Raw genomic sequence first — 24604 nt, 5'->3', positions numbered from 1 at the left:
CCTCGCTGACGTGCACGTCAGCCACTCACAGCCAGCGCCAGCTGCCCCGGCAGCACCTCGTGCGCTCACAGCATTCGTATTTTGTTCCTGCGTGCCCGTCAGAGCCAAAACCCTTTTGGAACACCACCAAATTTTCCCATTTTCACCCCGAAAACCGGGGTACTGACATGCAAAGGATAATCATCATGACTAAAACCACCATTGGACCCAACTGGCAAAACCACCCCGAATGGGGCTTCGCCACCCGCCAGATTCACGCCGGTTTCACCGGCGACCCGACCACCGGGGCACAAACTGTCCCGATTTACGCCACGAATGCCTTCCACTTTCCCAACGCCCAGACTGCGGCCGCACGTTTCGGACTGCAAGAACTCGGACCTATCTATTCCCGTTTGACCAACCCCACTAACGAGGCCTTAGAGGGACGCCTGGCTTCCCTGGAAGGCGGGGTGGGCGCCTTGGTGACCTCTTCCGGGCAGGGCGCCATCACCCTGGCGCTGTTGACTTTGGCCAGCCCCGGCAAGAACATCGTGGCTTCCCCGTCTATCTACGGCGGCACCTATAACCTGCTGGCGCGCACCTTGGCGCGGCTGGGTTTGGAAACCCGTTTCGTCACTGACCCCCGCCACCTGGTGGATTGGAAAGATCTGACCGATGAAAACACGATTGCCTACTATGGCGAAGTCATCCCCAACCCCCAAGGCGATGTGCTGGACTTGGAGCCGCTGGCGAATCTGGCGCATGATTTCGGGGTGCCGCTGGTAGTGGATAACACGGTTCCCACGCCGTATCTGTGCCGTCCGATAGAGTGGGGCGCGGATATTGTGGTGCATTCCGCCACGAAATACCTTGGCGGACACGGCTCGGCGCTGTTGGGAGCGATTGTGGACGCGGGGCGTTTCGACTTTGCTGACCAGGCGGTCGCCGCGAGGTTCCCCGGTTTCAACCAGCCCGACGATTCCTATCACGGCGTGGTTTACGCCCGGGATTTCGGGGTGGGCGGGGCGCTGGGCGCGAACCTGGCGTTTATCTTGAAGGCTCGCGCCGAGGGTTTGCGCGATTTGGGTTTCACTGCTTCGCCTTTCGCGGTGTGGGCCGTGGGGCTGGGGGTGGACACCTTGAGTCTGCGGGTGGCACGCCACGTGGAAAACGCCCGCGCGGTGGCCGAGCATTTACAGTCCCTGGTGGGTGGGGGCGTGGTTCAGACCGTGCGCTGGTCCTCGCTGCCGTCCTCGCCGTACTACCAGTTGGCGCAAAAATACACCCCAAAGGGTGCCGGGGCGGTGTTGAATTTCGACTTGACCGGCGGGCTCGAAGCCGGCAAGCGTTTCATCGATTCCCTGGAGTTGCTGGCAAATGTTGCTAACATTGGGGATGTGCGGTCTTTGGCGATTCACCCGGCTTCCACTACGCATTCCCAGTTGAGCGAGGCAGAGCTCGCCGCGCAGGGGATTTCGGCGGGAACCGTGCGGATTTCGGTTGGCATCGAAGATTCCCAGGATATTATCGCGGATATTGACCGAGGTTTGGCCGCAGCAAAGGCAGTGTGACGTGACGCTTCGAGATTTGTATGCAGCAGCGCCCGTGGCATCGGGGGTTGATTGGGTCGCCCCCGATGCCGGTGGGGTGCTCGACGCTCCTGGTGCGCCCGTAGCGTTTACTTCGGTTTCACGAGGTGCCAACCCGAAATCCTCGCGAAACCCCACCCGCCCGGTGCGGGTCTCTTTCGAGTTGTATCCGCCGCGCAATCCCGATCCTTTCAGCCAAGCCTGGGCGGGGATAGACCGGCTGTTGGATGCCCACCCGGACTATGTTTCGGTGACTTTCGGCACATCTAATTCCACCTCGGCATCCTCGCAGTCCGTGTTGGCGCACGCCTTGCAGCGCTTGGGTCGCCCGGTTTTAGCCCATTTGACCTGCGTGGGGAAAACCCGCACGGAACTAAGCACCACCATCACCGAAATGCTAGATATAGGGGTGCGGGATTTCCTGGCGCTGCGCGGGGACAATCCGAAAGGCTCGGTCAACTGGGAACCCGCCCCGGGCGAGTTTTCCCGCGCCAGCCAGCTGGTGACACTGCTGCGGGAAGTCGCCGCCGAATATCTCGGGGATGCCCGGGCGATTTCTATCGCGGTGGCGGCTTATCCGGCGGGGACCGTCTCGGCTCGAACCAATGCGGTGGCTGCCTTGGCCGAAAAACAGTCCGCTGGGGCGGATTTCGCTATCACCCAGGTGTTTTACAACGCGGATGACTACGGTGCCCTGCTGGATTCGGCAACCTACCAAGGGGTGAGCATCCCGATTATTCCAGGGATTATCCCCTTCACGGATGCCGCCCGTTTGCAACGCCTCGAGGGCTTGACCGGAGTGAGTGTGCCCTCTCGGCTGCAAGCGATAAGCGAAATCAGCGACCCGGAAGAACGCTTTTTAGAAGGTCTTAGCGCTACTCTCGATTTCGTAAACGACTTGATTCAGGCGGGGGCTCCCGGTTTACACTTCTATACGTTCAACCGCCCCCGCCCGGTACTCGACCTGGTCGAACACCTGCGCTCTAGGGGTTTCACCCACGTAGACGAAGATTCCTCTTCGGAGCTCTTGGATTTAATGAATGCCGCCATGCAGCGTTTTTCGCCGTGAATCCCGGCTGGCACCTCATGAACCCGAAACCAACCCAAACCACGAAACCAGGCCACAAACGGCCAAAAAGCAAGGAGAAAACTCATGCCACAAACCACACTCTTCCCCGCTGCCACCATCGCCGGCTACCCACGTATCGGCGCGAGGCGCGAACTCAAACGCAGCCTGGAGCGCTACTGGGCGAAAAAAATTGACCGCGCGACTTTCGATTCCGAGGTATCCCAGCAGATAAACGGGCGAATTAGCCACCTCAAGGGGCTTGGCCTAGACGGCGCAGCGGCGCAACCAGCCGATTTCGTGCCTTACGACCAAGTTCTCACTTTGACCTGTGCCCTGGGCGCGGTGCCGCAACGCTTCGGGAACCTGGTGCGCCCCGATGGCTCGCTGGATGTGGACGGCGAATTCACCCTGGCACGCGGGGTGGATGACAAGGCGGCGCTGGAAATGACCAAGTGGTTCGACACGAACTATCACTATCTGGTGCCCGAAATCGGGCTCTATACACCGATTAAGCCCGTGGCGAACCCCTGGCTGTCCCAGGTTGCGGCCGGGGGCAAGGCCGGGCGCCCGGTTTTGGTCGGACCGGTAACTTACCTGCTCGGAGCAAAACCCACGGGGGATGCGCCGGCGCAGTTCAATCCTCTGGATCGCCTGGACGACGTGTTGGCGGCCTTCGAAGTGTTCCTGGCACAATTCGCGGGGGCCGGAGTGGACTGGGTGCAGCTAGACGAGCCGGGTTTGGTGCGTGACACCTGGGCGCTGCCCCGCACGGACGTGCTGGCGGCGGCGGCGAAGGCCTATGATTTCTTGGGGGGATTGTCGCAGCGCCCGGCTTTGTTTGTGAATGCCCCGTACGGGGACTTGGGGTCTGACGGGCGCGAGGCGCTGGCAGGAACCCCTATTGAGGCTATCGGCTTGGATTTGGTGGCTGGCCAGGTTCCTGCGGCCGAGGATTTGGCGCGGTTAGAGGGCAAAACCGTGGTGGCTGGGGTGGTATCGGGGCGTAACATTTGGCGCACTGATTTCGCGGCGGCACTGGAAAAACTTCGCCAGGTTCAGGCCGTGTGTCCCCGGGTTGCGGTGTCTACTTCGACGTCTTTGCAGCATGTGCCCCATGATGTCGCTGTCGAGACTGCTATCGACCCCGAGGTGCGTTCCTGGTTGGCGTTTGCCGACCAGAAAATCGCGGAGGTACAGGTTTTGGCGCGCGCTTTGGCTGATTCTGATTCGGTTCATGAGGCGCTAGCCGAAAACGCGCGGATTTTGGAAACCCGCGCCAAGCATCCGGGGGTGCGCCGCGCCGAGGTGCGGGCGGCTACCGCAGCGGTGGTGGACGGCGACCGCACCCGGGCACCCTATGCCGAGCGGGTGGCCGCGCAACGAGTTTTGGACTTGCCCTTGCTGCCGACCACGACGATTGGTTCTTTCCCCCAAACCACCGAGATTCGCCGGGCGCGTGCCGCGTGGCGTAAAGGCGAGATTGACGATGCCGGATACCGGGAGGAAATCAAGGCTGAGATTGCCAGGGTGGTGCGCCTGCAAGAGGACTTGGGGCTGGACGTGTTGGTGCACGGCGAGGCGGAACGCAACGACATGGTACAATATTTTGCCGAACAGCTGGAGGGTTTCGCCACCACCGAGCACGGTTGGGTGCAGTCCTATGGTTCGCGCTGTACCCGTCCTTCGATTCTGTGGGGGGATGTGACCCGGCCACATCCCATGACCGTAGAATGGTCGGCCTATGCCCAGGGGCTCACGTCCAAGCCCATGAAGGGAATGTTGACCGGCCCGGTTACCATTATGGCTTGGTCTTTTGTGCGTGACGATGTGCCCCGACGCGAGGTCGCCGACCAGATTGGCCTGGCCTTGCGCGCCGAGATCGCTGATTTGGAAGCATCCGGGATTCGCATTATCCAGGTCGACGAGCCGGCCATCCGGGAGCTGTTGCCGTTGCGCCGCGCCGGTCGGGCGGCTTATTTGGACTGGTCAGTAGGCGCTTTCCGGCTCGCGACCGGCGGAGCCAAGACGGCTACCCAGATTCACACGCACCTGTGCTACTCGGAATTCAACGTGGTGGTCGATGCGATTGACCACCTGGATGCGGATGTGACATCCATCGAGGCTTCGCGTTCCAAGATGGATATTCTACCGGCCGTGGCCGACCATGGTTTCGAACGGGGCTTGGGACCAGGAATTTGGGATATTCACTCGCCCCGGGTGCCGAAGCTGGACGAGGAAATCGGCCTGCTGGAAAAGGCCGTGGCAGCTCTAGATCCCCGCCAGTTGTGGGTTAACCCGGATTGCGGCTTGAAGACCCGAGCATATCCCGAAACCGTGGCGACACTGCAGAACCTGGTGGCGGCCGCGAAAGCGGTACGTCAAGAAATCCAAGACCAGGACTAGGTTATGCGCGAACTCCCCGAAATTCTGCCGGTAACCGGCGCGTGGCAGCCCACCGCCCCGGTGGGCAACCGCCAGTTCGCACACTTCGGAGCCTTGGAACTGGAGGGCGGGGGGCGCCTGCCCACGTTCCGGATGGCCTACGAGACTTTCGGGGAGCTCAACGCTGCGCGTTCCAACGCGATTCTGATTGACCACGCCTTGACCGGGGATTCCCATGTCTCCGGTTCGGCGGGTCCCGGGCATAGCAGTGCCGGCTGGTGGCGCGAAGTCGTGGGGCCAGGACGGGCGGTGGATACCGACCGGTGGTTCGTGGTGTGTCCCAATGTGCTCGGTGGCTGTCAGGGATCTACGGGGCCGGCAACACTCGCGCCTAATGGACGCGCCTGGGGTTCCAGTTTCCCGTTGGTGACGATTCGTGACCAGGTCGCGGCCGAAAAGCTCCTCATGGACACGCTGGGGATTACCCGCTGGCACGCGGTGATTGGCTGTTCCCTGGGCGGGCAGCGTACCTTGGAGTGGGCGGTGAGCTACCCCGAGGCGATGTCGAAGGTGGTGGCGGTGGCGACCGGAGCATCAACCACCGCCGAGCAGGCCGCCTGGTGTCACGCCCAGATGCACGTACTGGAACTCGATCCGAACTTCTGCGGCGGGGACTACTACGATAACCTGCCTGGTCACGGCCCGTTCCGGGGTTTGGCTTTGGCGCGCGAGATTGCCCACACCACCTATCGTTCCCCGCGTGAGCTCCAGGAGCGTTTCGGGCGCGACCCCGGCTATCAGGAGGATCCCCTGTCCGGGGGACGCCTGGCGGTGCAATCGTATCTGGATCACCACGGGATAAAGCTGGCCAAACGTTTCGATGCGGGGTCATACCAGGTGTTAACAAGGGCAATGCTGACCCACGATGTGGGGCGGGGTCGCGGCGGGCTGGTGGTAGCCTTGAGCCAGGTCACTGCCGAGGTGCTGGCTTTGGGGGTGGACACCGACCGGCTGTTCTATCCCGCGCAAACCCACCAGATTGCCGAGTTAACCCCCCACAGTCACGCAGTGATTATCCACTCCGACTCCGGCCACGATGGCTTCCTCATTGAGTCCGAACCCGTCGGCACCGCCATCGCCGATTTTTTGGCCTAACTATTCGTGGACATTTAGCGCGTGGAATAATGTAGCAATTATCGTAAAACCCAAGGCCAGAGGGTTGCCACTTGTTGCCAATGCCGGGTTCAGAGCCACTAAATGTCCACAGAATGTGACAAACCTCACAATTAAAGCCTTCGTCCGCGTTCCCATTTAAAACACAGGAACTATAAATTGACGACCGGTTTTGCGATAAACTGACTACTGGAAACTAAATAAATTGACGACTCGAACTACGGTAAATTGGCGACTAGCATCTCATGAACAGGGAAAACATGACCGAAACACCCGCTGCACCAGCACCGAAGCCCACCCCAACAGTACCACCGACCTCAGCGCCGTATAGTCCGCGTTTGGCTGATCAAGACCTACAAGACGCACTGCGACGGGCGGGTGGAGTGTTGATTACCGGACCGAAAGCTTGTGGGAAAACCGAAACCGCGCGGCAAATCGCGCAAAGCACCCTGCAAGCAGACACAGACCCCAGCCTGGCGCGGCAACTCGAAATCCTGCCTGACCTGGCACTTCAAGGTGCCACTCCCCGGCTGATAGACGAGTGGCAGGTTCACCCGATACTGTGGGATTTATCCCGGCACGAGATTGACCGGCGCCGCGAGCCCGGCCAGTTCATCCTCACCGGTTCCACCGCGCCGGGGGCGGGTGCCGCGAAACATTCCGGTGCCGGTCGTTTCGCGCGCCTCACGATGGGAACCATGACTTTCCTGGAAACCGGGCACAGTGACGCTACGATTTCTCTGCACGAACTGGCAAAATCCGCCCCCGGCGAGGAAATCGCACCTCACGCCAGCAGGCTGACCATACCCGACATCGCCCAGCGCCTCGCTTTCGGGGGGTGGCCAGGCAATTTGGGGCTTACCGCCAAGCAGGCGACGGAAAACAACCGCGACTACCTGGAGACCATCGCGGCGGTGGATATTCGGGTGCCCGATGACACGTATCGCGACCCGCAGCGGGTGAAAAGGCTGCTGGTGGCCTTGGCGCGCGGGGTGGGAACCGAGGTAACCACCAGCGTGTTGGCTCGTGACACGGATTTGTCTCGCGACACGGTGCGCGAATACCTCGATTCCTTGGCTCGTATCTTCGTGGCGCAAAACCAGTCGGCGTGGCGACCACATTTGCGCTCACGGGTGCCTTTGCGGGAAACCCCGAAGCGTCACCTGGCCGACCCGGCGCTGGCCGTGGCCGCCCTGCACGCCGATGCGGATGCCCTGCTGGGGGATTTGGAGTTTTTCGGGCAGGCCTTCGAGTCACAGGTGGTACATGATTTGGGTTTCATGAGTCGCCAGGAGGTATACCACGCCCGCGGCGCTGACGGCCTGGAAGTTGATGCGGTGGTGGAGATATCGGGGCGCACGGTTTTGGTCGAGGTGAAACTTGGCTCCAGCGATGTCACCATCGACACTGCCGCCACCCATTTGCAAGCCTTCGCGAGGCGATACCTGGAGGCGGGAAACACGAGACATGCCCCGGTGCTGGTGGTGGTCACCGGGGGCGGGCTTAGCTACACCCGCCCCGACGGGGTACACGTCGTGGCCTTCGGGAACCTCGGGGCTTGAATGGCGGACACACCGCAGACTGGGAAATGTGTCAGTCGCCAGACGGAGGCTAGCGTATAACAGCTTGGATGTCAGCCTTCTGGCTTCGCCGCGCAACTCGAGGCGCTACGATGGTTTCCGAATCGAAAGCGACCCCGTCAGCTCCGTCATCGCCAACTTCCTTGCTTCGTAAACAGTTATTCACTTTATGTCGACATCCGCAGTGGATTCCGTTCTCAGCCAGACCCTAAATCCTCACCTGCGATGCCCACTAATCAGGAGCAACCTCTGAGTATCCCCAGAGTAATATCAATCAGCATGTGCTATAAGTGCACGAAAATCATGCTTGGGGTGTATTGAAAATATCAACACACCCCAGGCACACTGTATTGGATTATACTAGTCGCATTCTTTATCCCCAAAGGGAAATACAGCAACTACTAGAGTGGAAAGCACTATAGCAATTACATAAGCAATAATTGGAAACCAGAAATTATCTAAGTACACGCCGTAGACAACATACGCAACCAGCCTCGAGGCTCGGCTAGCTTTATCAACCAGAACGGAATAAGGCTTATATATGTGTACAGCTGTACGAAGAATTGAATCTACTACTACCAGCATCGCGCCAATAATTATCGGTAACATGCTAGTTTGCATATACACCATAGCATCCCCCGATTCCAAGTATGTCAAACAAGGCTCCTTTACCTTCTTCCAATAATTTCTTTAAAGCACGCTCAGTGACCTCACCATACTTCTTGCCTTGCAGTTTACCTAACATCGTATGGATAGCTTTATTAAGACCACCAAGAGAATCGATAATCTTCTTCAGCTTCGGTGATTTCGCAAGGAAAGCAATAGCCTTAGCAGCCTTTGCTCCCTTTATAATTTGAGCCCCTGGTACAAAAATTGATGCCACTTCAGCTACGCAGATGGCGAGACTGCCCCACCAAGCAAAATCAGGATCTGCTACAACAGGAAAGACCGCCCCGTCCGTTTGCACATGTTGATAAACCTTGTCGCCATCAATGATATATGAAGTTGGCAATTTCTTTCCTGTGGCATCAATGGCCCATGGAACACCAGATTTCATCACAACTTCCGAAAAATCATCAGTTGCTTTTCTCTGAAGCGAAATAGAACCATCACTCTCCTTGCCCCATTTAGAGCCGTCTGGAAGCTCAGTCTTTAACTCCAAGCTCTCGGTTCCACTACCTTTATTAATCTTCCATAGTATTTGCACCCCATCCGATGTCGGATTAGAAACAACCTCTTGACTCCCTTTTTTCAGGATCGACAGTTCTCTCTTTTCTCCCCATTTAAAACCCGGGACACCAATCTTTAGTAATTCAGCTCCTTTCATGGTCTGTATTGTCAAATCCGATTTTGTAGGTATGCCGGTAAGCACACTTGTTTCTTTGGCGTAAGCAATATTTTCTTCTACTGGAGTCGTATCTTTAATTAGCGAGTCAATCAGGCTCGAAGTAGCACCTATACCTTTACGCGCTGAATCAGTATCGTACGTTGTAACAGATTCGAGTTGTTCTACGGGAACTGCTGCTGCTATCCCCGCACCACTTAAGGCCAGCGCAACCGTAGCAGCGCAGGCACATACCAGATTTATTGGTCTTTTCACGATTATCTCCTTTTTCGCTCTCCAACTCCTTGAGTTGGGTTACGATGGTGCTTCTATGCACCAGCAGCGATTTTTCGCTGCCAGTCTTAGTGAATCACATCTGCGGCTGTCGGGGCTACAGTCATGTGTCGGTATTTTTTATAGACACCTGTCGGTATCCAATGTCTGTTTACTCCGTTAGAATGCAGGTAAACCCTCGATTTTTTGACGAAAGAACTGGTTACTATGAAGTTTACTGCTTTTGCTAGTGCAGCCTTGTTGCTAGCGTCTACCTGTCTCGTTGGCATGATTGACGTGGATTCACATGCGTGGAACACGATAGTTACCCGCGTAATACAAACTCAGGATGAGTCAAGACACCTGAAAACAGACAGCCTAAACAACCAACCCGTCAACAACATGCAGCCAACCCCAAGAGCCGGTTAAGCGCAAGTTATGGACATGTCCCGTTTATGCAGCTTGTGAGGTTGTCCACAGTTTACAGTTAAGGCTACATGATTTCGAGTCGTGAGATTTGGAGAAAAGCACGAAATTCCGGGCACTCAGTTAAAAGAGTGAGCGGATCAGCAAATCCTAGTACAACCCCTGATTCTATAAACAAAACCTTGCTAGCATCGCGGATTGTGCTCTGGCGGTGTGTAATCATGATGCAGGTGATGGAAAGGTTGGCAATATTTCTAAGGATTTTATGTTCGGTTAGTGGATCGATGTTTGCGGTTGCTTCATCCAACAGCAAAAGTGCCGGCTTCCTTACCAACGCCCGCGCAAGCACTAGACGCTGCGCTTGACCACCGGACAGTCCAACTCCTCCTTCTCCCAAGGGTGTGCTCAGTCCCAAAGGCATCGATTTAATATCACTTGCGAGTTCAGCTGTCTCCAAAGCTTTCCAAATATCGGATTCTGATAAGCTATCGTCGCCCATCCTTAGATTGGATTCAATGGTACCCTGCGAGGCAGGTGCCCCTTGCACTACGACGCCGATTCGACGTCGTAATAGCTCCGAGCCGATTTCTGTGACGTCTACTTCATCTACAAGTACGCGGCCTTCTGTCGGTTTCAGTAACATGCAAAGGATTCGTCCAATTGTGGATTTCCCAGCACCCGTAGCGCCAGCAATAACAATATGGTCGCCGCGAGAAATTGTGAAACTAGCATCAGATATCACATTTTTCTCCGAACCGACGAATCGAAACGAGACCTTTTCAAAGCTAACCGAGTTCATGTCCAACTTACTGTCTGCATGAATAGCAGACGAGGGGTTAGCTTCGGTTTCTTCTCCTAGGATGTCAACCAGGCGGCTAATGTGTACACGTGTCATGAGAATAACATTGAAATCAGTAGCCATACTTGCTACGGGCGATAAAGCGGAACTAGATAAAGCGGACAGCCCAACAACGGTCCCCAAGGTTAGCCTGCCGTGCGCAAATTCAACGAAACCAATCGCTAACAGAACGAGCGGAGCAGCAAAGCTGATAGATGATACTATGGTTCCAAAGAGTGCGTCCATATTATTTCGTCTTGTCGAGGCTAGCACCTCTCGACGTAGCATCGAATCATACTTCGATGCAACAAACATCTCAAGCCCCATCGCTTTTGTATTTTCTATCCCATTCAAAGAATCAATTGTAAGGGACTGAGTCTTTGAACGAGCTTGAATCTCTTCGTCGGAAAGTCGCCGTCCGACTCGTGCAAAACAAAATACTGTTGCCAATACAACAGAAATTAGTAAGAAAAGTGCGATTCCGTAGGATAAAGAAATTTTTACAATAATCAATAGATAAAAAAATACATTAAAGACATTTAGGAATAGAGGTAGTATCCTTGTTGTGATGGCATCTCTAATGTTGGAAATCGAGCTAAATCGTAAAAGTAAATCTCCGGCAGGTCGTCCATAAAAATACGCAAAAGGTAATTTTACAAGGTGCGCAAAAACTTGTGATGACAGCCTGTAATCCAGAGAACGTTCTAAAATTATGGACGCAAATGCTTTTGCTAATATATTCGTTGCGTAGCAAAGAAAGAGTAATCCGATAAACACTAAGAGCATTCTGATATCTTTTAGATTAGGTTCAGCAAAATATTTGTCCATTATATATGCTGATAGCGCCGCTGGTACCAACCCGATAACAATACCAAAAATAGTTGTAGCGATTATAATAGTAATAACAGCGACATAATCTTTTAGCGGTCGCAAAAAAGACCGGTAATCAGTGCTATTTCTGCGTCGAGCTGTAGGCATCCGGCTTGTTGGTTTAGCGACAAGCGCAATTCCGCTTGCATGAGAGTTAAATTCATCATAGCTTAAAATCAAAGTCCCATATGCAGGATCAACGATAGTGACATGGTTGCGTTTCACGCTTTTTAGTACCACATAATGATTATTATTCCACAACAATACTGCGGGTACGCTAAGAGTAAGTATTGGAGTGTTAATATCAAAACGATACACATACACCTCATACCCGTACATCCGAAGCAGATCACGAAGCCTCCTAAGACTCAATCCGTCCCTTCCAACGGGTGCCGCCTTTCGCATATCGGGCACAGTGACATGACATCCAGTAGCGTTAAGAATCATAGCGGCACAGGCGAGGCCACATTCAGATTGGGTCGCTTGAAGTATTGGCTTTATCTTCCCCACGGTCAGCTCCAGCTATACAAAATAGAAATTATAGTGAAATTTTCCGCATCTGCATCCTGAGCAGGGGCAAGATTAAGCATGCATGCTAAGAATGCTGTGCATATCGAGAAGGTAAATAAAAGCACTGCCAACTTGCTCATTTTATCCAACGCGTCCACTTTATACTCCCAAAAGAAATGGATCAAAATTAGGTTTAACTGGTGAATATAGAGATGCTAATCCCCATACAATCCCAGGCATACCCATCATAAAACTATTAGATGGTATTCCCGGTATTCCTCCGAAACGCCAACCATCACGTTCGGCACGCGACAAAGTTGCTGACAAAATCGCATTGAATTCATCTATTGAGTACATACCTTTTATAGTCGCACGCTGCAATATCAACAGATTACCTACTGTCCCGTGGCATAGGCAATCGCTTGTACCAGCACTGACCATTTCTAAGGTTTTTTTTGCAAGTTTACGTACCGCATATTGCAACTCTTGGTCAAGATATCTTCTCTGATCGCCGCTCAACCCCGCGTCGTTATTATCTGCGATAATTTGACGAGCAATGTATGCTCCACCAGTGCCATGACACCATGCTTGGAGTTGTTCTGATTGTTCTTTGCTTTGAGATTCCTCTCTCAGATCTTCCCACCCTTTCTCAAAATCGAAATGGCGCCTTTCCCATTCAAGGGCAGCACCAATCATCTCAGCGCACTCTTCGACTCGATATTTAGAAGCCTTCCCACCAACTGCAAGTGCAGCGGCAATCCCTGATGCGCCATGCGATAAACCTGTGAGGCCTGATACACTATCTTGCGCTGGCCAAAAAGCGCCGTCGGCAGTTACCTGAGCCGCAGACAAAATTTTGTCAATGGATTGTCTAATAAGCTTGTTGACTGCTTCTTGGTAGTCCAATGGTAAACTGTTAGCAAGAAAAATCGAGCCTGCAGATCCCGATATGACATCGTAATTTTTGTCGTATGGAACCATACTCGTCAACATAGACAAAGTCCGTTTAAGCGATTCTGAGGCACGCTCGCGGTGCTTTACTTGTTGCAGAGATAGGTATTGAGAGACAGCAATTCCAGCAAGCTGGTCGAAAAGACCAACGTTTAACGCTTGTACATTCTTATCTACGCTTGCTTTATCAAGAGATACAGCATCCCCGAATAGCAATCCGGTATGTTCTATCTCGTCGTATAGGGACAAAAATTTCTCGGCAAAAGGTTCGTGGCGAACGCGTTCGAACATTAAGTGAATCCCAGCTAATCCGTTATAAAGATCCATACCAGCTGGTCCTAAAACCCAACAATCAGGAGTCAGGGCATTCATCGTAGCAAAACCAACGTTACCACGATGCCTAATAAGAAGATTCATCACGTTCTCCAGACCTTCGAAAATGTGCTCTTCTAATCGCTCTTTTTGTGAATATCTGGTGCAATCCCAACTGTATGTTTTTGTTAATATCTTTATTGATTCTACAGGAAGGCTGCTTTTCAAAATTGTTGAAGCGAAAGACATATCTATATATGCGCATTGTCGATGAATCTCGTCTTCATCAATATCCAGGATGTGATTTATTATACGATTAACACCGCCACATTCCGCCGAAAAGCGATGTGATTCAATAACAAAACTGTTATTCCTTAGGTCGAGTTCTGTGTATGGGATACGTGCGCCCCTTAGCGCTGCCATTTCTTCACGAATTAAGAGTCTGCGGTAAGATTTTCCAAAATATCTAGGCAGTAATTTACCTAAACAAGCATCTCGCAATGCAGCATCACGCATAAACGTTGGATGAAATGACTCAAGTAGAATCTTAGAATACACCATGGTTGGTCTCGGTAAAACTCTGACTACAAGTTCAGATGAACTTAGTACGGTATCTAAAATTTTTTCCTTTCGATTCATCATCAGAATTGCAGCCAGTTTAAAACCCTCCAAAAAATCAGAACCATACTGCAACAAAAGATGACGGTGTGTAATCGGATCTTTTTCGTTAAACTGAGCGGGTCCGTTGATTAGTGAATATCCTCCATCAGGTGTCGAATGAATTTGAGGTACGTTCAGCTCTACAGTTCCGCCAGGTTTGTAGCCGATGACTGATATATCTAATGGATTGGCACCGGAGACCTTTGAATTAACACGTTGTGGAACTATACCGACTGTATAGGCAGCATCAGCTAAAACTTTCGCGCCGACATTCTCAACGTCAATCGTCATGAAGTCTATAGGGCGGGTGGTATTTAGAACACATTCTGCATCAACAACTATGACGTTCTCACCAGATATCAATATGTTTTCATGATGCATATCGTCGGCTAGCAAGTAGTACAAAATGGCGTTAAGTACGCCAAGCTTCTTGGCGATAACCGGAGCCTGACGCGGCTCGAAATCTTTTGCTGCGAAGAATTCTTGCCACAGGTAATCGTCCTTCTCGAATGTGACAGGTATATGCGGCAGCAAGTCATTAAGCTCAGGTAATAACTTGCACACACGATATATCAAACGTTCGCCGAATGCATTCCGGGGCTTGTACACAACCTTTTGCATGTCTGACTCCAGCACTGCTACCGTCTGACCGTTATTGTGCCGGTCACCAAGGTTCGCGGTTATTCTCGAAAGCCGACTGACATCAAATCCAAACTCTCTTAACAGTAATGATTTATCCTGAATAAGATGCTCTCCGAGCTTGGTGGATGCTTCAATCCAGTCTATGAGAACCTCAGTTACCAGACGTGCGATAACCGGAAATTCTGTGTAGATGGCATCGCGTACCGAAGGCTCTCCCAGGATTGCGTAATACTCCTGCATAGATTTATCCGAATAGTCTCTTTTATAAACTAGCAGTGTCGATGGTGCTACAATCTGAGTTAGGATATCGACAGGGATGGAATCCGCCAATACATTAGAGAGTTTCTCACCGTATCCTCCATGTTCGGTGACCAGCGTTGTCCGAAGCTCTTGTGTCGCTGCTGTAACATGATTTTCTATGATGCTCAGTAACCCATGATGTCCTGATGTCGATTCACCACCGATAGTACGCGCCCACCGTTCGAATACTGTACTCCATTCAGGCAAAGCATGGTTTTGCATTCTCTCTGATAACGATTCAGAATCCTCATGAGAAAGCGACTCTAATTGTTTCAAGGTACACAGAGGAGAGAGCAATTCATCTAAATGATACATGCTATTTTTAAATATGCTTAATTGACGGAATATGTGCATAAAAGAATCATTCTCCGAGATTTTAGGATTCTGTTTTAGTTTATTACGTTCCGGAATGCTTAATGTGCGAGCGACAGCGTTATCAGATAATTTTCGCATAATATTTTCCATTTCAGACAAACATTTTAATAATAGAGAGAAAGTCTTGTCTGACGAGTTGAATTCGCCAGACAAGACTTTCTTTTTGTTTCCCAACGCACGAGATTCCAGCAGGACGCGCAGAGAAACTATCCGGCCTTAGCAATACTGTTCACTGCATACGACTCCACATTTAGTCCATGATGAGTACCAAGGTAAGCACCAGCAGCATCCGAGTGTCTTAAAGGCAGCGGAACCTGCACCGGCTTCATTTTCCAGTAATTCTTCTGGCACTTCAGCAAGGTCTACTTCTTCAAACTCAAACATAGTGTTTTCCTCTCTTTAGAATTGGTGTACATTAACAACAGGCGCGAGTGCCAAGACGGCAACTGCCCCAGACCAAGGTATCGTTGAAACATTGGGTGAGTGTGGCGATAATAAGAGTCCCGCAGGGAATCGATGTTCCTCCCGAAACGTCAAGATCCTCATCGTCCAACTCCACGACAAAGTCTAATTCTGGTTCTTTGACCATGATGTACACCTCCTTTCTAATCTAGATTGTTATCTCAATGCTCTGTTTCTGAATTGCGTGTATCCAAAAACAAAGATTAGTACCGCATATATCAGCATCACCGCAACAGCGTAGTTTCCAGGCAAGCCGATAGCCGCTCTTATGCTGGCGCTGCCAGCCCCCGCATCCCAACTACTAGCCCAATTGAGTGGGCCTGGTAACCATTTAGTAAATGACATCAAGCTTTGTGACTGATTCGATACCGCAGACAGTGTAGGTTCGATGAATAAGGCATATGTCAGAATAATACCGGTCAGTATCGCCAGGTTTCTGATGATGAAACCTAAACCCGCTCCCAGCAGTGCCCATATCCACTGCAAAGCTATCATTCGTAGTGATGGCTCCAGTTGAGTATCTGCAAATACTTTAGTCGGATACCCTGTGGAATAAAGAAAGAACGCTGAAACCGCGTGGTTAATAACAACACCCAGGGAACCGACACCTCCACCAAACAGGACACTTGAAACCCACAAGACTCGAAATGCGTTGTCTTTGCCCCCTCCAAGAAGACACAGTCTAACTGCCTGGCGACTAGTCAACGATGCAGTCGTCATGTAGGCAGACAAAATTAAGGGTTGGACGTATCCAACGCGACCTGAGAAACTGTACAAGTAGCTGTAAGATACGCGCTCTACTGCCTCGCCTTCGTAACCCAATGCAATGGCGTGTGTAATAAGGCCGTTCAGTAACGTAAACGTAACTAATAACACGCTCACAAGTCCCCACAGAAGATAATCACGGTACTGGACAGCACATGCGTACCGAAAAAGCAATGCTCTCATTAGTCATCCCCTTCGGAATAAAGAAAATCATGTACTTTCAATCGATATAGCGCCGACAACGAGATGTGTTTTTCTTTACTCCAGTCTGCTAAAGGCAACCCGCCAGATACTTGCATCGCAGGATCGTGCAGAATAAGAAGTTCTCTATCTCGATAAACAACGTCTTGATTACAAGAATTCTCTAAAGCTGACTCATTATCCGTGCAGATGTATCGTGCCGATTGACCTATGGATGCCAATATGCCTGACACGTCCCCCTCGTAGATTACTCTGCCCTCCATTAGAAAAATGCATCTATCAGTAATGGCTTCAGCTTCTGCCAAAAGATGCGTAGCGAGTAGGACAATTTTCTGGACTGTGGCCAGATTCTTCATCTTGCTATGAAACCACTCAATGCCTTCGGGATCCAGTCCGTTCAATGGCTCATCCAACACGAACACATCCGGATTCTGGATAAGCGCTAGGGCAAGAGCAAGACGTTGCCGATTTCCTGTGGACAGCTTCACAACTCTGCGGTTGAGGTAGGGCTGAAGGCCGCACTCGGCCACCACGCTATCTCGATTTTCACTGTCCAATCCCACCGCATCGCATAAGGCATCAATCTGGTCGATAACCCTAGTGTGCGGAAGAAGGAAGGGCTGGTCGAATACGCCACCATAGGTCACACCATCGCTAGGGAGAACAACTCCACTTTCCTTCTTAACAGCCCCGATCAGAAGCGAAATTAGCGTGGTCTTCCCGGCTCCATTCGGGCCAAAGACTCCGGTCACCTTACCAGGTGGAAAAGTCGCATCTATGGGGCCGAGATGAAACCCCTTATAGCTTTTCTGCAACTGTTTGCATCTGATTGACAACTCATTCATGGTTACGACAGCTCACTGAGTGGATTACAACGATCAATGCACAAACAAATGCTACGACGAAACATATACCGCTAAACATTGTCAGCCCCGGAACCCATAATGCTACACCACTAAGCAACGCCACGATCATCACCAGCGAAGTAGCCCGTGAGCTTCCTCGGAACATCCATGAACCAGACCCACGATCGGATCCACCATTGCGCGAGCCGTCAAATGACGAAATTTCCTCTTCCATAATCCACCTCTTCCTCACCGAATGCCCAAGTCATCCGTTGGTGTCAGCAACGATTTTTCGCCGCTATTCTCAGTGAATCACACGCGCAACCGTCGGCGCTATCGTCAAGTGTCGGTATTTTTATACCAACACCTGACGATACCCAGCATCACTTCGCTCCACTAGAATGCAGGTAAAACTCGATTTTTAGGCGGAAGGACTGGGTATCATGAAAATTGCCGCGTGCTTTTTACCCCATCACTAACATGCATAAGAGCGTAACCAGAATGAAACGACATCAACTCAAAAGCCTTCTCCGCTGGGTTTTCCCTAGTTTTAAACCCCACCCAGCTATTTTGACAGCGATTTTCGCTTTTACAGCAGCGTTCTCATTTATGGCCGAAACCATCATGGGGACATTTTCCGACCGCGTCATGGAACCGAGTTCTACAATTGTCCTGCTTGTGTTGATGGTATCACTCGCCCTGTGCGGGATTTTCCCACCGTACTTCGAGTCACTTTTCATTCTTCTGTCTAGTATTTACTTCGGTCTATTCGGGTCACTGACAACACCCACCCTCGGCATATACGTTCTGGTCGGGGTGTGGCTGGTGCGGTCTTGGATAATACCGGGGCTACTACTGCTCCTCGTGACCGAAATAAGTCTAACTGCGGTTTCCCCACACCCGAGTCTCCAGGCTATCGGAGCAGTATTCGGCTCCGGCGTGACCATAGCCCTAGGGCTCGCTATCCGTTATTTCCGGCTAAAAACCGCTAAAGCCAACACCCAAGCAGAGCACAGCCGCAGACAAACCGAACAAGCACGCCGCGAGGCGGAGCTCGCACGGCGGGAGGCGCGGGAGACCAGTAGTCTGATACGTAAACAGTTGGCGGTTCAGTTGCACGACACGATAGCCAAAGACCTCGCGCATATCGCGATTAAAGCCCAGGAACTAAGCCAACCGGGTTGCGCCACCCCTGAGGAACTCGCTGCCTTGGCAAACCAGGCCATCGCCACCTCGAAACGCATCAAACCTACCATTCTGCAACTCGATACCGAATCCGGGAGAGCCAACATCACCGAAACCGTATCCCTGGTAACCAAAATGCTCTCTACCAGGAACATCACCCTACAAAACGACGTGAGTGAAAACCTCGACCCACAGGTTACCCGCCAGCAAGCCCTCCTGGCCTGCCTAGTCATCCGCGAGGCCGCCACGAATATCCTAAAATACGCCCCCACCGACACCACCGCCAGCCTGGAAGTAACCCGAGAACCGGACGGAGCCATCACCATCACGACCAGCAACACTATCGGTGATTCGCCTGCAAACATAGGAACCACCGGGGGCTTTGGCCTGGCAAACCTCGAACGCCAAATCACAACTAATGGAGGCGAACTAGAATACAGTCATACCCCCGCCCGCTGGATACTGTGGGCTACAATTCCCACCGGAGGAAAGGAGTAGCTAATGAGTGAGGACATCCGCGTACTCATAGCCGACGACGACCCGATAATCCATGACAGCTTCGCTAGGCTCCTTGACAGCCAGGACGGCATCACTGTAGTCGCCACCGCCCCCAACGGAGCCGAAGCCCTCACCAAGATGACCCGGAGTATCGACGTGGCACTCATCGACGTAGACATGCCCATCTTGGATGGCATCGAGGCCGCGAAACTCATCCGCAAAAGCTACCCCCAAACCACCATCATCATGCTCACCGCTTTTGAACACGAGGATTCCTTGGCCCAAGCCCTCGCAGCGGGAGTCCAAGGCTTCCTCACCAAAAACACCACCCCCAAAGAAATCGCCGAATACCTCAAAAAAGCCCGCGCCGGCACGACTGTTTTCGACACCCGCCCCACGACGATTCTGACCGAATCCTACACCGAGAAAGCCCTCACCCAAGCCCAATACACGGACTTCATCAACGCTGTGAACACCCTACCCCAGCGTCTACAACCAGTATTCACCCAGCTACTCGACGCCAAAACCAACAAAGAAATCGCCCAAGAACTACACATGTCCCCCACCACCGTCCGCTCCTATGTTTCCGAAATACTTGCCCACACTGGATGCAAAAGCCGCGGGCAACTGGCCATCACCGCCGCCCGCGCCGGCATCACCCAATAGGTTCTATCCCGAAGCCTGGCAGAAATACGGGAGAAAATGGGGGTGAGACTCAAGATAACAGAGACTCACCCACACAAAAACCCCGGATTTCTGCCAGCACCCCCGAAAAGCGCCCAACTTGCCGACCGGAATTCCGACAAACTGACGACTGGAATCCAAATAAATTGGCGACTAGATTTACGCTAAATTGACGACTGGCACCTCATGACCCCTGACCCCATAGCCGATGGGAAGCCCGTCCACCGGAGGATACGCAGACCGGCCGACTTAATTTCGCCACGCCGGTAACGCACCTTCGCTGCGTTTCGCCAGTTTCCCCACTGCGTTTCGCCAGTTTCCCCACTGCGTTTCGCTAGTTTTCACGCTGCGTTTTGATAGAATGTGCTGGTGGAACTGATTCAAAGACACCTGGAAACGCGGGTAAAGGAGTTGCTGGGTATCAGCCCGATTGTAGTTATCGAGGGTGCCCGCCAGGTCGGTAAATCCACCATGACTAAAATGCTGCTGCCCCAAACGGAGGTACGGTTTCTTACTTTGGATGACCCCGTGACCAAGAATCTAGCCACGGAAGACCCCCTACTACTCCTGCAATCTAGCGGGGACACGCCACTGGTAATAGATGAAGTGCAGCGAGCCCCGCAGCTAGTGCTGGCACTAAAAATGCTGGTAGACCGCAATCGCCAGGTTGGGAAATACCTCTTGACCGGGTCGGCGAATCTGTTACGCATCCCCCAGTCCGAGGATTCCCTCGCAGGGCGGGCGATGACGCTACGCTTGCATCCATTTACTCAGGGAGAACTTGCAGGACAAAACGATGACTGGGTATCCGCGATTACCCAACTAGCCAAGGGTGGAGCCACGCTACTGGATAAGCAGCTGGCCGCCTTGACCCGCGAAGAAATCGTGAAACGCGCCGCCAAAGGCGGCTACCCACCCGTGCAACACTTGGATGAAAAACAACAACACTTATGGCTAAAGGACTACTTAAAGCGACTACTGCAAAGGGACGCCACCGATTTAGGGCAGCTCAACACGAAAACACTAACGCAGCTGTTCTCTCTGCTAGCGGCTAGCCCCGGCGGGGAACTTGTGCTGCAACATTTAGCGGATAAGCTCAGTATTAGTCGGGAAACCGTACGTCGCTATCTAGAGCTACTGGACTCGATGTTCCTCACGGTGGAACTACCAGCCTGGTCACGCAGCCTGACCACTCGCCAGGTGCGACGTCCGAAACTCTACCTCAGCGACCCCGGATTATTCACTACTCTGGAAAACCTCAACACTGCGCATTTGCTCTCACCCCAAGGCTTCGACTATTTAGGCGGACTGATAGAAACCTTCGTGGTATGCGAACTATACCGACAGCAAGGCTGGAGCGGCACTCCCCATGAGCTTTTCTATTACCGCGACCGCGCCGGAGCCGAGGTTGACATCATCATCGAAACTCCCTCGGGTGTTATCGGAGTGGAAGTCAAAGCCTCCACCAGCGTCGCTCCCAAACAATTCAAACACCTACAAACCCTACGTGACCGGCTCGGGGAGCAATTCATAGCCGGGATAGTACTGAACCTAGCCGAACCCACCCTGGTCGGCCGAAAGCTGTATTCACTGCCTATCAACTCCCTGTGGCAGTCCCCGCAGCCCGCTAGTCTTTAGCCCCCGCAGTTGTTAACGATAGGTAGTCACGATGAAAGTCCAGGTTTTGCCTGAAGCGTCCTGGGTTTTGTTCCGCTTCTTATACGGGTGCTAGTTGTTTAGCATGGGTTTGATTATATTGGGTTATCACTTCCTCGGGAGTGGAATAATCTAGCGATTCGTGGAGACGCTGGTGATTCCACCAGTACACCCAGTTCAGGGTTGCCCATTCGACTTCGGTACATGAGCCAGGTCTGGGAGTAAATCAACTCGGTTTTGTATAGCCCGTTGACTGTCTCGGCTAGCGCGTTATCGTAAGAATCCCCAATAGTTCCGGTCGATGATCTAATCCCTGCATCTGTTAGTCGTTGACTGTATTTAATGCTTACGTATTGACAACCATGGTCAGTGTGATGGATTAGTCCTGCCAGATTGTCTTTAGCGCAGCCTACCGCCTGTTCTAGAGCCTCTAACGGCAACGCCTCAGGGGCATAGTTGACCTGGTAGCCCAGCCCACAATCTTGCGTGAATACACGTCTGTAACAAAAGCTGTGTACACGAAACCCGACAAAGTTCTAACATAAGTGATATCCGCGACCCACAGCCGGTTCGGCGCGTTGGAGCTGAACCGGCGTTGAACCAAATCCGGGCGTGTATCCGGGCGGTGAAGGCCGGGTAGTCACCGGTTTACGGCCTCGGTGTGCCCCATGAATCCCGGCCAGGCGCATCAACCTGCCAGCCTGTTCCCGTCCGATAGCAAACCCCGCCCGGCGCATAGCACGCCAGATTTTACGAATCCCATAAACACGGTAATTCTGGTCGAAAATCTTTACGATTTCCTCGATTAACAAGGCATCTCTCAATCGCCTAGCACACACAGTTCTTGACTTTGCAGCCCGGTAACCACGTGGCGTGAGGAAGCCCCCAACCATGTGTTCTCTCATAACCCGGCAAATACACTCGACCGAGAAACAATCACGATACTCGTCAATAAACGCAATCATTTCATACCGGGGTACTTGCACCTCCGGTGCGTACCCAGCCTCGCTCGGAATGCAAACTCGAAAACTGCGTTTTCAGTTTGCATCCTCACTCGGCCGGGTGGTCGAGTTCTTTGGCGAAAAAAGCTGATGCCAGTTTCAGAATCTCATTCGTACGTCTGAGTTCTGCGTTTTCTTTACCCAGACGTCGTATCTCGGCAGACTCCTCTCGAGTGACCCCGGATCTCTCGCCCTGATCTATTTCAGCTTGATTCACCCAGCGCCACAGTGATTCCCGACTGACACCGAGTTTCAGACCGATATCACTGATAACCGCCCATCTCGAAACCCCAGAATCGTCTCGAAGCCGGTCAAACACCAGCCCGACAGCACGATCCCTAAACCCCTGCGAATAATTCCTAGGCATAAAACAATCCCCTCAAAAAAACCTAGAAACAAAACACGGGACACTTCAAGGCCACGAAATCCAATCCAGCAACCCCATCACCCCACAAGCCCAAAAAATCTTAGACAAGCTGGGTTCCTAAAGTTACATGATTCAGGATAGATGATTTCAGCGTATCACATCCTACAGAAGTGTCCCGTAGTATACAGAATATATCCGCATATCTACGGCTAAGCCCGCTTTTTCATGAGGATGCTGGTGCTATTTTGGCGACGTGTAGAACCGCCTGGTAATTTTCCATAGCATCGCGCAGACTAACACTTCGGGTGGCGAATTTATTATTTATCCAGGCAACGTAATCCCCTGAGATTGCGAATTGTCCATTAGCTAAGCTAGCGGCATCCTCAGCCTTAGGGTCGCCATCATCCTGTAGCACAATTGCGGTATTGTCTCGGGGATTGACTAGATACAGTTTCGAGGCCGGGCTGGAGAAGAAGACGAGATATTTTTCTGAGGCGTCCGCAAAAACCAGGGTGGAGTCCTCACCCAATACGCGAATCGATCCACCTGTTTCCAGGTCCAGATATTTTCGTACCGCCGAGTACCCAATCAGGAAGGGATTAGGATTCCCTTCTCCCCAAGTTACATACTTGCCGTTACCGTAGATAAACGCTATCGTCGGCGTAATGGAATGGTCTAGAGCTTTGATGACCTTATTTTTGGGAAAATCAGTGAAACTAGTTTGCCGAAACTCTACAGCATGATTCCGTATGGTTTTGGGAGTGTCTCCTTTGCAAGCAAATTCTTTACACCCCCATTGTCCGACAAACACCATGTCGCCGGATTTTTGCCACACAAAATCGTATGCACTCGGAGAATCCGTAATCAGGGTCTCACTCTTTACCGGATTCTGGCTCATATCCAGATGCAACAGCGAAAACGTCCCCTCTGGGTATCCTTCCTTATCGGTATTAACGGAATACCAACATAAAAGCTGTCTACCGTGAACCGAATGGGGATTGCATTCTAATGCGGTTTGGCCACTATTTTCCTCATAGAGAATTTGAGGCCTGCAATTGTTTATATCCTGGCAGGCTTTGATACGCCACGGTGTCCACATGCTGTCATCACCATTCCCACGCTCTACATTCATGGCTTCCGCCCAGCCAATGCCCTTAGCACCGTACGGAAAAATATGAATGATACTCCAGGCAGCGTCACCGGTATCCACAATTTTCCGAATCTGGTCACGCTCCGGTTCCACCAAAACCAAATCAGTAGGCAGCGGCTCATTCGCACCGGCAGAATACGGGTGACAATCCTGCAGACACGTTGCCAGATAAATCCCAGCCGAAGTCGCTAGCAAAGCCTCCGCCCGGTAAGTGGGAAGCGTCATCTGGATATGCTGTTTTACTCGTAACGAAGGCACATCATGGCGATGTTTTTCTACCAAGTGACGAGAAAAGAAACGTGGCTGGGAGAGCTTCTTGTCGAACCACTCAGTTTCGAAGCGTTCGGAAAGCGGCTGGGACGCATCACGCGCCACATCCTCATCTGGCTCCGCTATCTTGGAAGCCTGCTTTGAGTCGCCCGCCTGCCCCTTTCCTGAAGCCGACTCGACCGAGTTAACGGGAACACACCCCGCTAAGGCCGCACCTACCACCAGAACCAACGCCGAAATCTGCTTCCGTAAACTCATCTCCCAGCC

The 24604-nt window shown here is 52.3% G+C and carries 15 protein-coding genes and 1 pseudogene; 8 read left to right on the top strand and 8 right to left on the bottom strand.

What is annotated here, in order from left to right; translation table 11 throughout:
• Nucleotides 1-185 precede the first annotated feature (185 nt).
• From F4555_RS00335 to F4555_RS00315, 5 genes are all read left to right on the top strand, one after another.
• Entirely contained in the window at nucleotides 186-1550 is a 1365-nt protein-coding gene (locus F4555_RS00335; RefSeq protein WP_004015551.1) for an O-acetylhomoserine aminocarboxypropyltransferase/cysteine synthase family protein, read from the top strand.
• Nucleotide 1551: 1 nt separating this feature from the next.
• A complete protein-coding gene (locus tag F4555_RS00330) occupies nucleotides 1552-2637 on the top strand; it encodes a methylenetetrahydrofolate reductase (protein WP_255312823.1) in 1086 nt (361 codons plus the stop codon).
• 84 nt (nucleotides 2638-2721) lie between these two features.
• Nucleotides 2722-5040: a 5-methyltetrahydropteroyltriglutamate--homocysteine S-methyltransferase gene (gene metE / locus F4555_RS00325; RefSeq protein WP_103758809.1), complete on the top strand. Its 2319-nt coding sequence runs from the start codon at nucleotides 2722-2724 to the stop codon at nucleotides 5038-5040.
• A gap of 3 nt (nucleotides 5041-5043) precedes the next feature.
• Complete coding sequence (gene metX, locus F4555_RS00320) at nucleotides 5044-6174, top strand: homoserine O-acetyltransferase MetX (protein ID WP_004015548.1); 1131 nt, start codon at nucleotides 5044-5046, stop codon at nucleotides 6172-6174.
• A gap of 278 nt (nucleotides 6175-6452) precedes the next feature.
• On the top strand, nucleotides 6453-7754 hold the full coding sequence (locus tag F4555_RS00315; protein WP_231282862.1) for an ATP-binding protein: 1302 nt from the start codon (nucleotides 6453-6455) through the stop codon (nucleotides 7752-7754).
• A 628-nt stretch (nucleotides 7755-8382) separates the two neighbouring features.
• Here the strand turns inward: F4555_RS00315 and F4555_RS00310 are convergent.
• The 6 genes from F4555_RS00310 to F4555_RS00285 all read right to left on the bottom strand — a co-directional run bounded on the left by F4555_RS00310 (nucleotide 8383) and on the right by F4555_RS00285 (nucleotide 17526).
• The gene (locus F4555_RS00310) at nucleotides 8383-9372 is read right to left on the bottom strand and encodes a hypothetical protein (protein ID WP_004015546.1); all 990 of its coding nucleotides are present in this window, start codon (nucleotides 9370-9372) and stop codon (nucleotides 8383-8385) included.
• A gap of 490 nt (nucleotides 9373-9862) precedes the next feature.
• Nucleotides 9863-12013: a peptidase domain-containing ABC transporter gene (locus F4555_RS00305; RefSeq protein WP_004015544.1), complete on the bottom strand. Its 2151-nt coding sequence runs from the start codon at nucleotides 12011-12013 to the stop codon at nucleotides 9863-9865.
• A gap of 159 nt (nucleotides 12014-12172) precedes the next feature.
• The gene (gene lanM / locus F4555_RS00300; RefSeq protein WP_260400007.1) at nucleotides 12173-15343 is read right to left on the bottom strand and encodes a type 2 lanthipeptide synthetase LanM; all 3171 of its coding nucleotides are present in this window, start codon (nucleotides 15341-15343) and stop codon (nucleotides 12173-12175) included.
• A gap of 126 nt (nucleotides 15344-15469) precedes the next feature.
• The gene (locus tag F4555_RS00295) at nucleotides 15470-15637 is read right to left on the bottom strand and encodes a hypothetical protein (protein WP_155815239.1); all 168 of its coding nucleotides are present in this window, start codon (nucleotides 15635-15637) and stop codon (nucleotides 15470-15472) included.
• Between the two features lie 234 nt (nucleotides 15638-15871).
• A complete protein-coding gene (locus tag F4555_RS10995; RefSeq protein WP_231282861.1) occupies nucleotides 15872-16663 on the bottom strand; it encodes a hypothetical protein in 792 nt (263 codons plus the stop codon).
• The gene (locus F4555_RS00285) at nucleotides 16663-17526 is read right to left on the bottom strand and encodes an ABC transporter ATP-binding protein (protein WP_004015539.1); all 864 of its coding nucleotides are present in this window, start codon (nucleotides 17524-17526) and stop codon (nucleotides 16663-16665) included. The genes F4555_RS10995 and F4555_RS00285 overlap by 1 nt, the downstream gene beginning before the upstream one ends.
• 609 nt (nucleotides 17527-18135) lie before the next feature.
• Here F4555_RS00285 and F4555_RS00280 point away from each other — a divergent pair.
• From F4555_RS00280 to F4555_RS00270, 3 genes are all read left to right on the top strand, one after another.
• Nucleotides 18136-19209, top strand: coding sequence for a sensor histidine kinase (locus F4555_RS00280; protein WP_255312824.1), 1074 nt, complete (start codon nucleotides 18136-18138; stop codon nucleotides 19207-19209).
• A 3-nt stretch (nucleotides 19210-19212) separates the two neighbouring features.
• The gene (locus F4555_RS00275) at nucleotides 19213-19875 is read left to right on the top strand and encodes a response regulator transcription factor (RefSeq protein ID WP_103758805.1); all 663 of its coding nucleotides are present in this window, start codon (nucleotides 19213-19215) and stop codon (nucleotides 19873-19875) included.
• Nucleotides 19876-20262: 387 nt separating this feature from the next.
• Entirely contained in the window at nucleotides 20263-21531 is a 1269-nt protein-coding gene (locus tag F4555_RS00270) for an ATP-binding protein (protein ID WP_174222560.1), read from the top strand.
• Nucleotides 21532-21610: 79 nt separating this feature from the next.
• Here F4555_RS00270 and F4555_RS10990 read toward each other — a convergent pair.
• Together F4555_RS10990 and F4555_RS00245 are read right to left on the bottom strand one after the other, a co-directional pair.
• Nucleotides 21611-22917, bottom strand: a pseudogene (locus F4555_RS10990) (IS3 family transposase).
• Between the two features lie 223 nt (nucleotides 22918-23140).
• On the bottom strand, nucleotides 23141-24595 hold the full coding sequence (locus F4555_RS00245) for a selenium-binding protein SBP56-related protein (RefSeq protein WP_004013250.1): 1455 nt from the start codon (nucleotides 24593-24595) through the stop codon (nucleotides 23141-23143).
• Nucleotides 24596-24604: the final 9 nt, after the last annotated feature.

The organism is Mobiluncus mulieris, from assembly GCF_014204735.1.
GTDB lineage: Bacteria > Actinomycetota > Actinomycetes > Actinomycetales > Actinomycetaceae > Mobiluncus > Mobiluncus mulieris.
The sequence above is the reverse complement of the archived record's forward strand: the minus strand, read 5'-3'. Positions and strand labels throughout refer to the sequence as shown.

Coding starts and splice junctions, on each gene's coding strand:
- metE (WP_103758809.1), top strand. CDS start 2,722: ATGCCACAAACCACACTCTTCCCCGCTGCCACCATCGCCGGCTACCCA.
- lanM (WP_260400007.1), bottom strand. CDS start 15,343: ATGGAAAATATTATGCGAAAATTATCTGATAACGCTGTCGCTCGCACA.
- F4555_RS10995 (WP_231282861.1), bottom strand. CDS start 16,663: ATGAGAGCATTGCTTTTTCGGTACGCATGTGCTGTCCAGTACCGTGAT.
- metX (WP_004015548.1), top strand. CDS start 5,044: ATGCGCGAACTCCCCGAAATTCTGCCGGTAACCGGCGCGTGGCAGCCC.
- F4555_RS00315 (WP_231282862.1), top strand. CDS start 6,453: ATGACCGAAACACCCGCTGCACCAGCACCGAAGCCCACCCCAACAGTA.
- F4555_RS00285 (WP_004015539.1), bottom strand. CDS start 17,526: ATGAATGAGTTGTCAATCAGATGCAAACAGTTGCAGAAAAGCTATAAG.
- F4555_RS00280 (WP_255312824.1), top strand. CDS start 18,136: ATGGCCGAAACCATCATGGGGACATTTTCCGACCGCGTCATGGAACCG.
- F4555_RS00245 (WP_004013250.1), bottom strand. CDS start 24,595: ATGAGTTTACGGAAGCAGATTTCGGCGTTGGTTCTGGTGGTAGGTGCG.
- F4555_RS00295 (WP_155815239.1), bottom strand. CDS start 15,637: ATGTTTGAGTTTGAAGAAGTAGACCTTGCTGAAGTGCCAGAAGAATTA.
- F4555_RS00335 (WP_004015551.1), top strand. CDS start 186: ATGACTAAAACCACCATTGGACCCAACTGGCAAAACCACCCCGAATGG.
- F4555_RS00275 (WP_103758805.1), top strand. CDS start 19,213: ATGAGTGAGGACATCCGCGTACTCATAGCCGACGACGACCCGATAATC.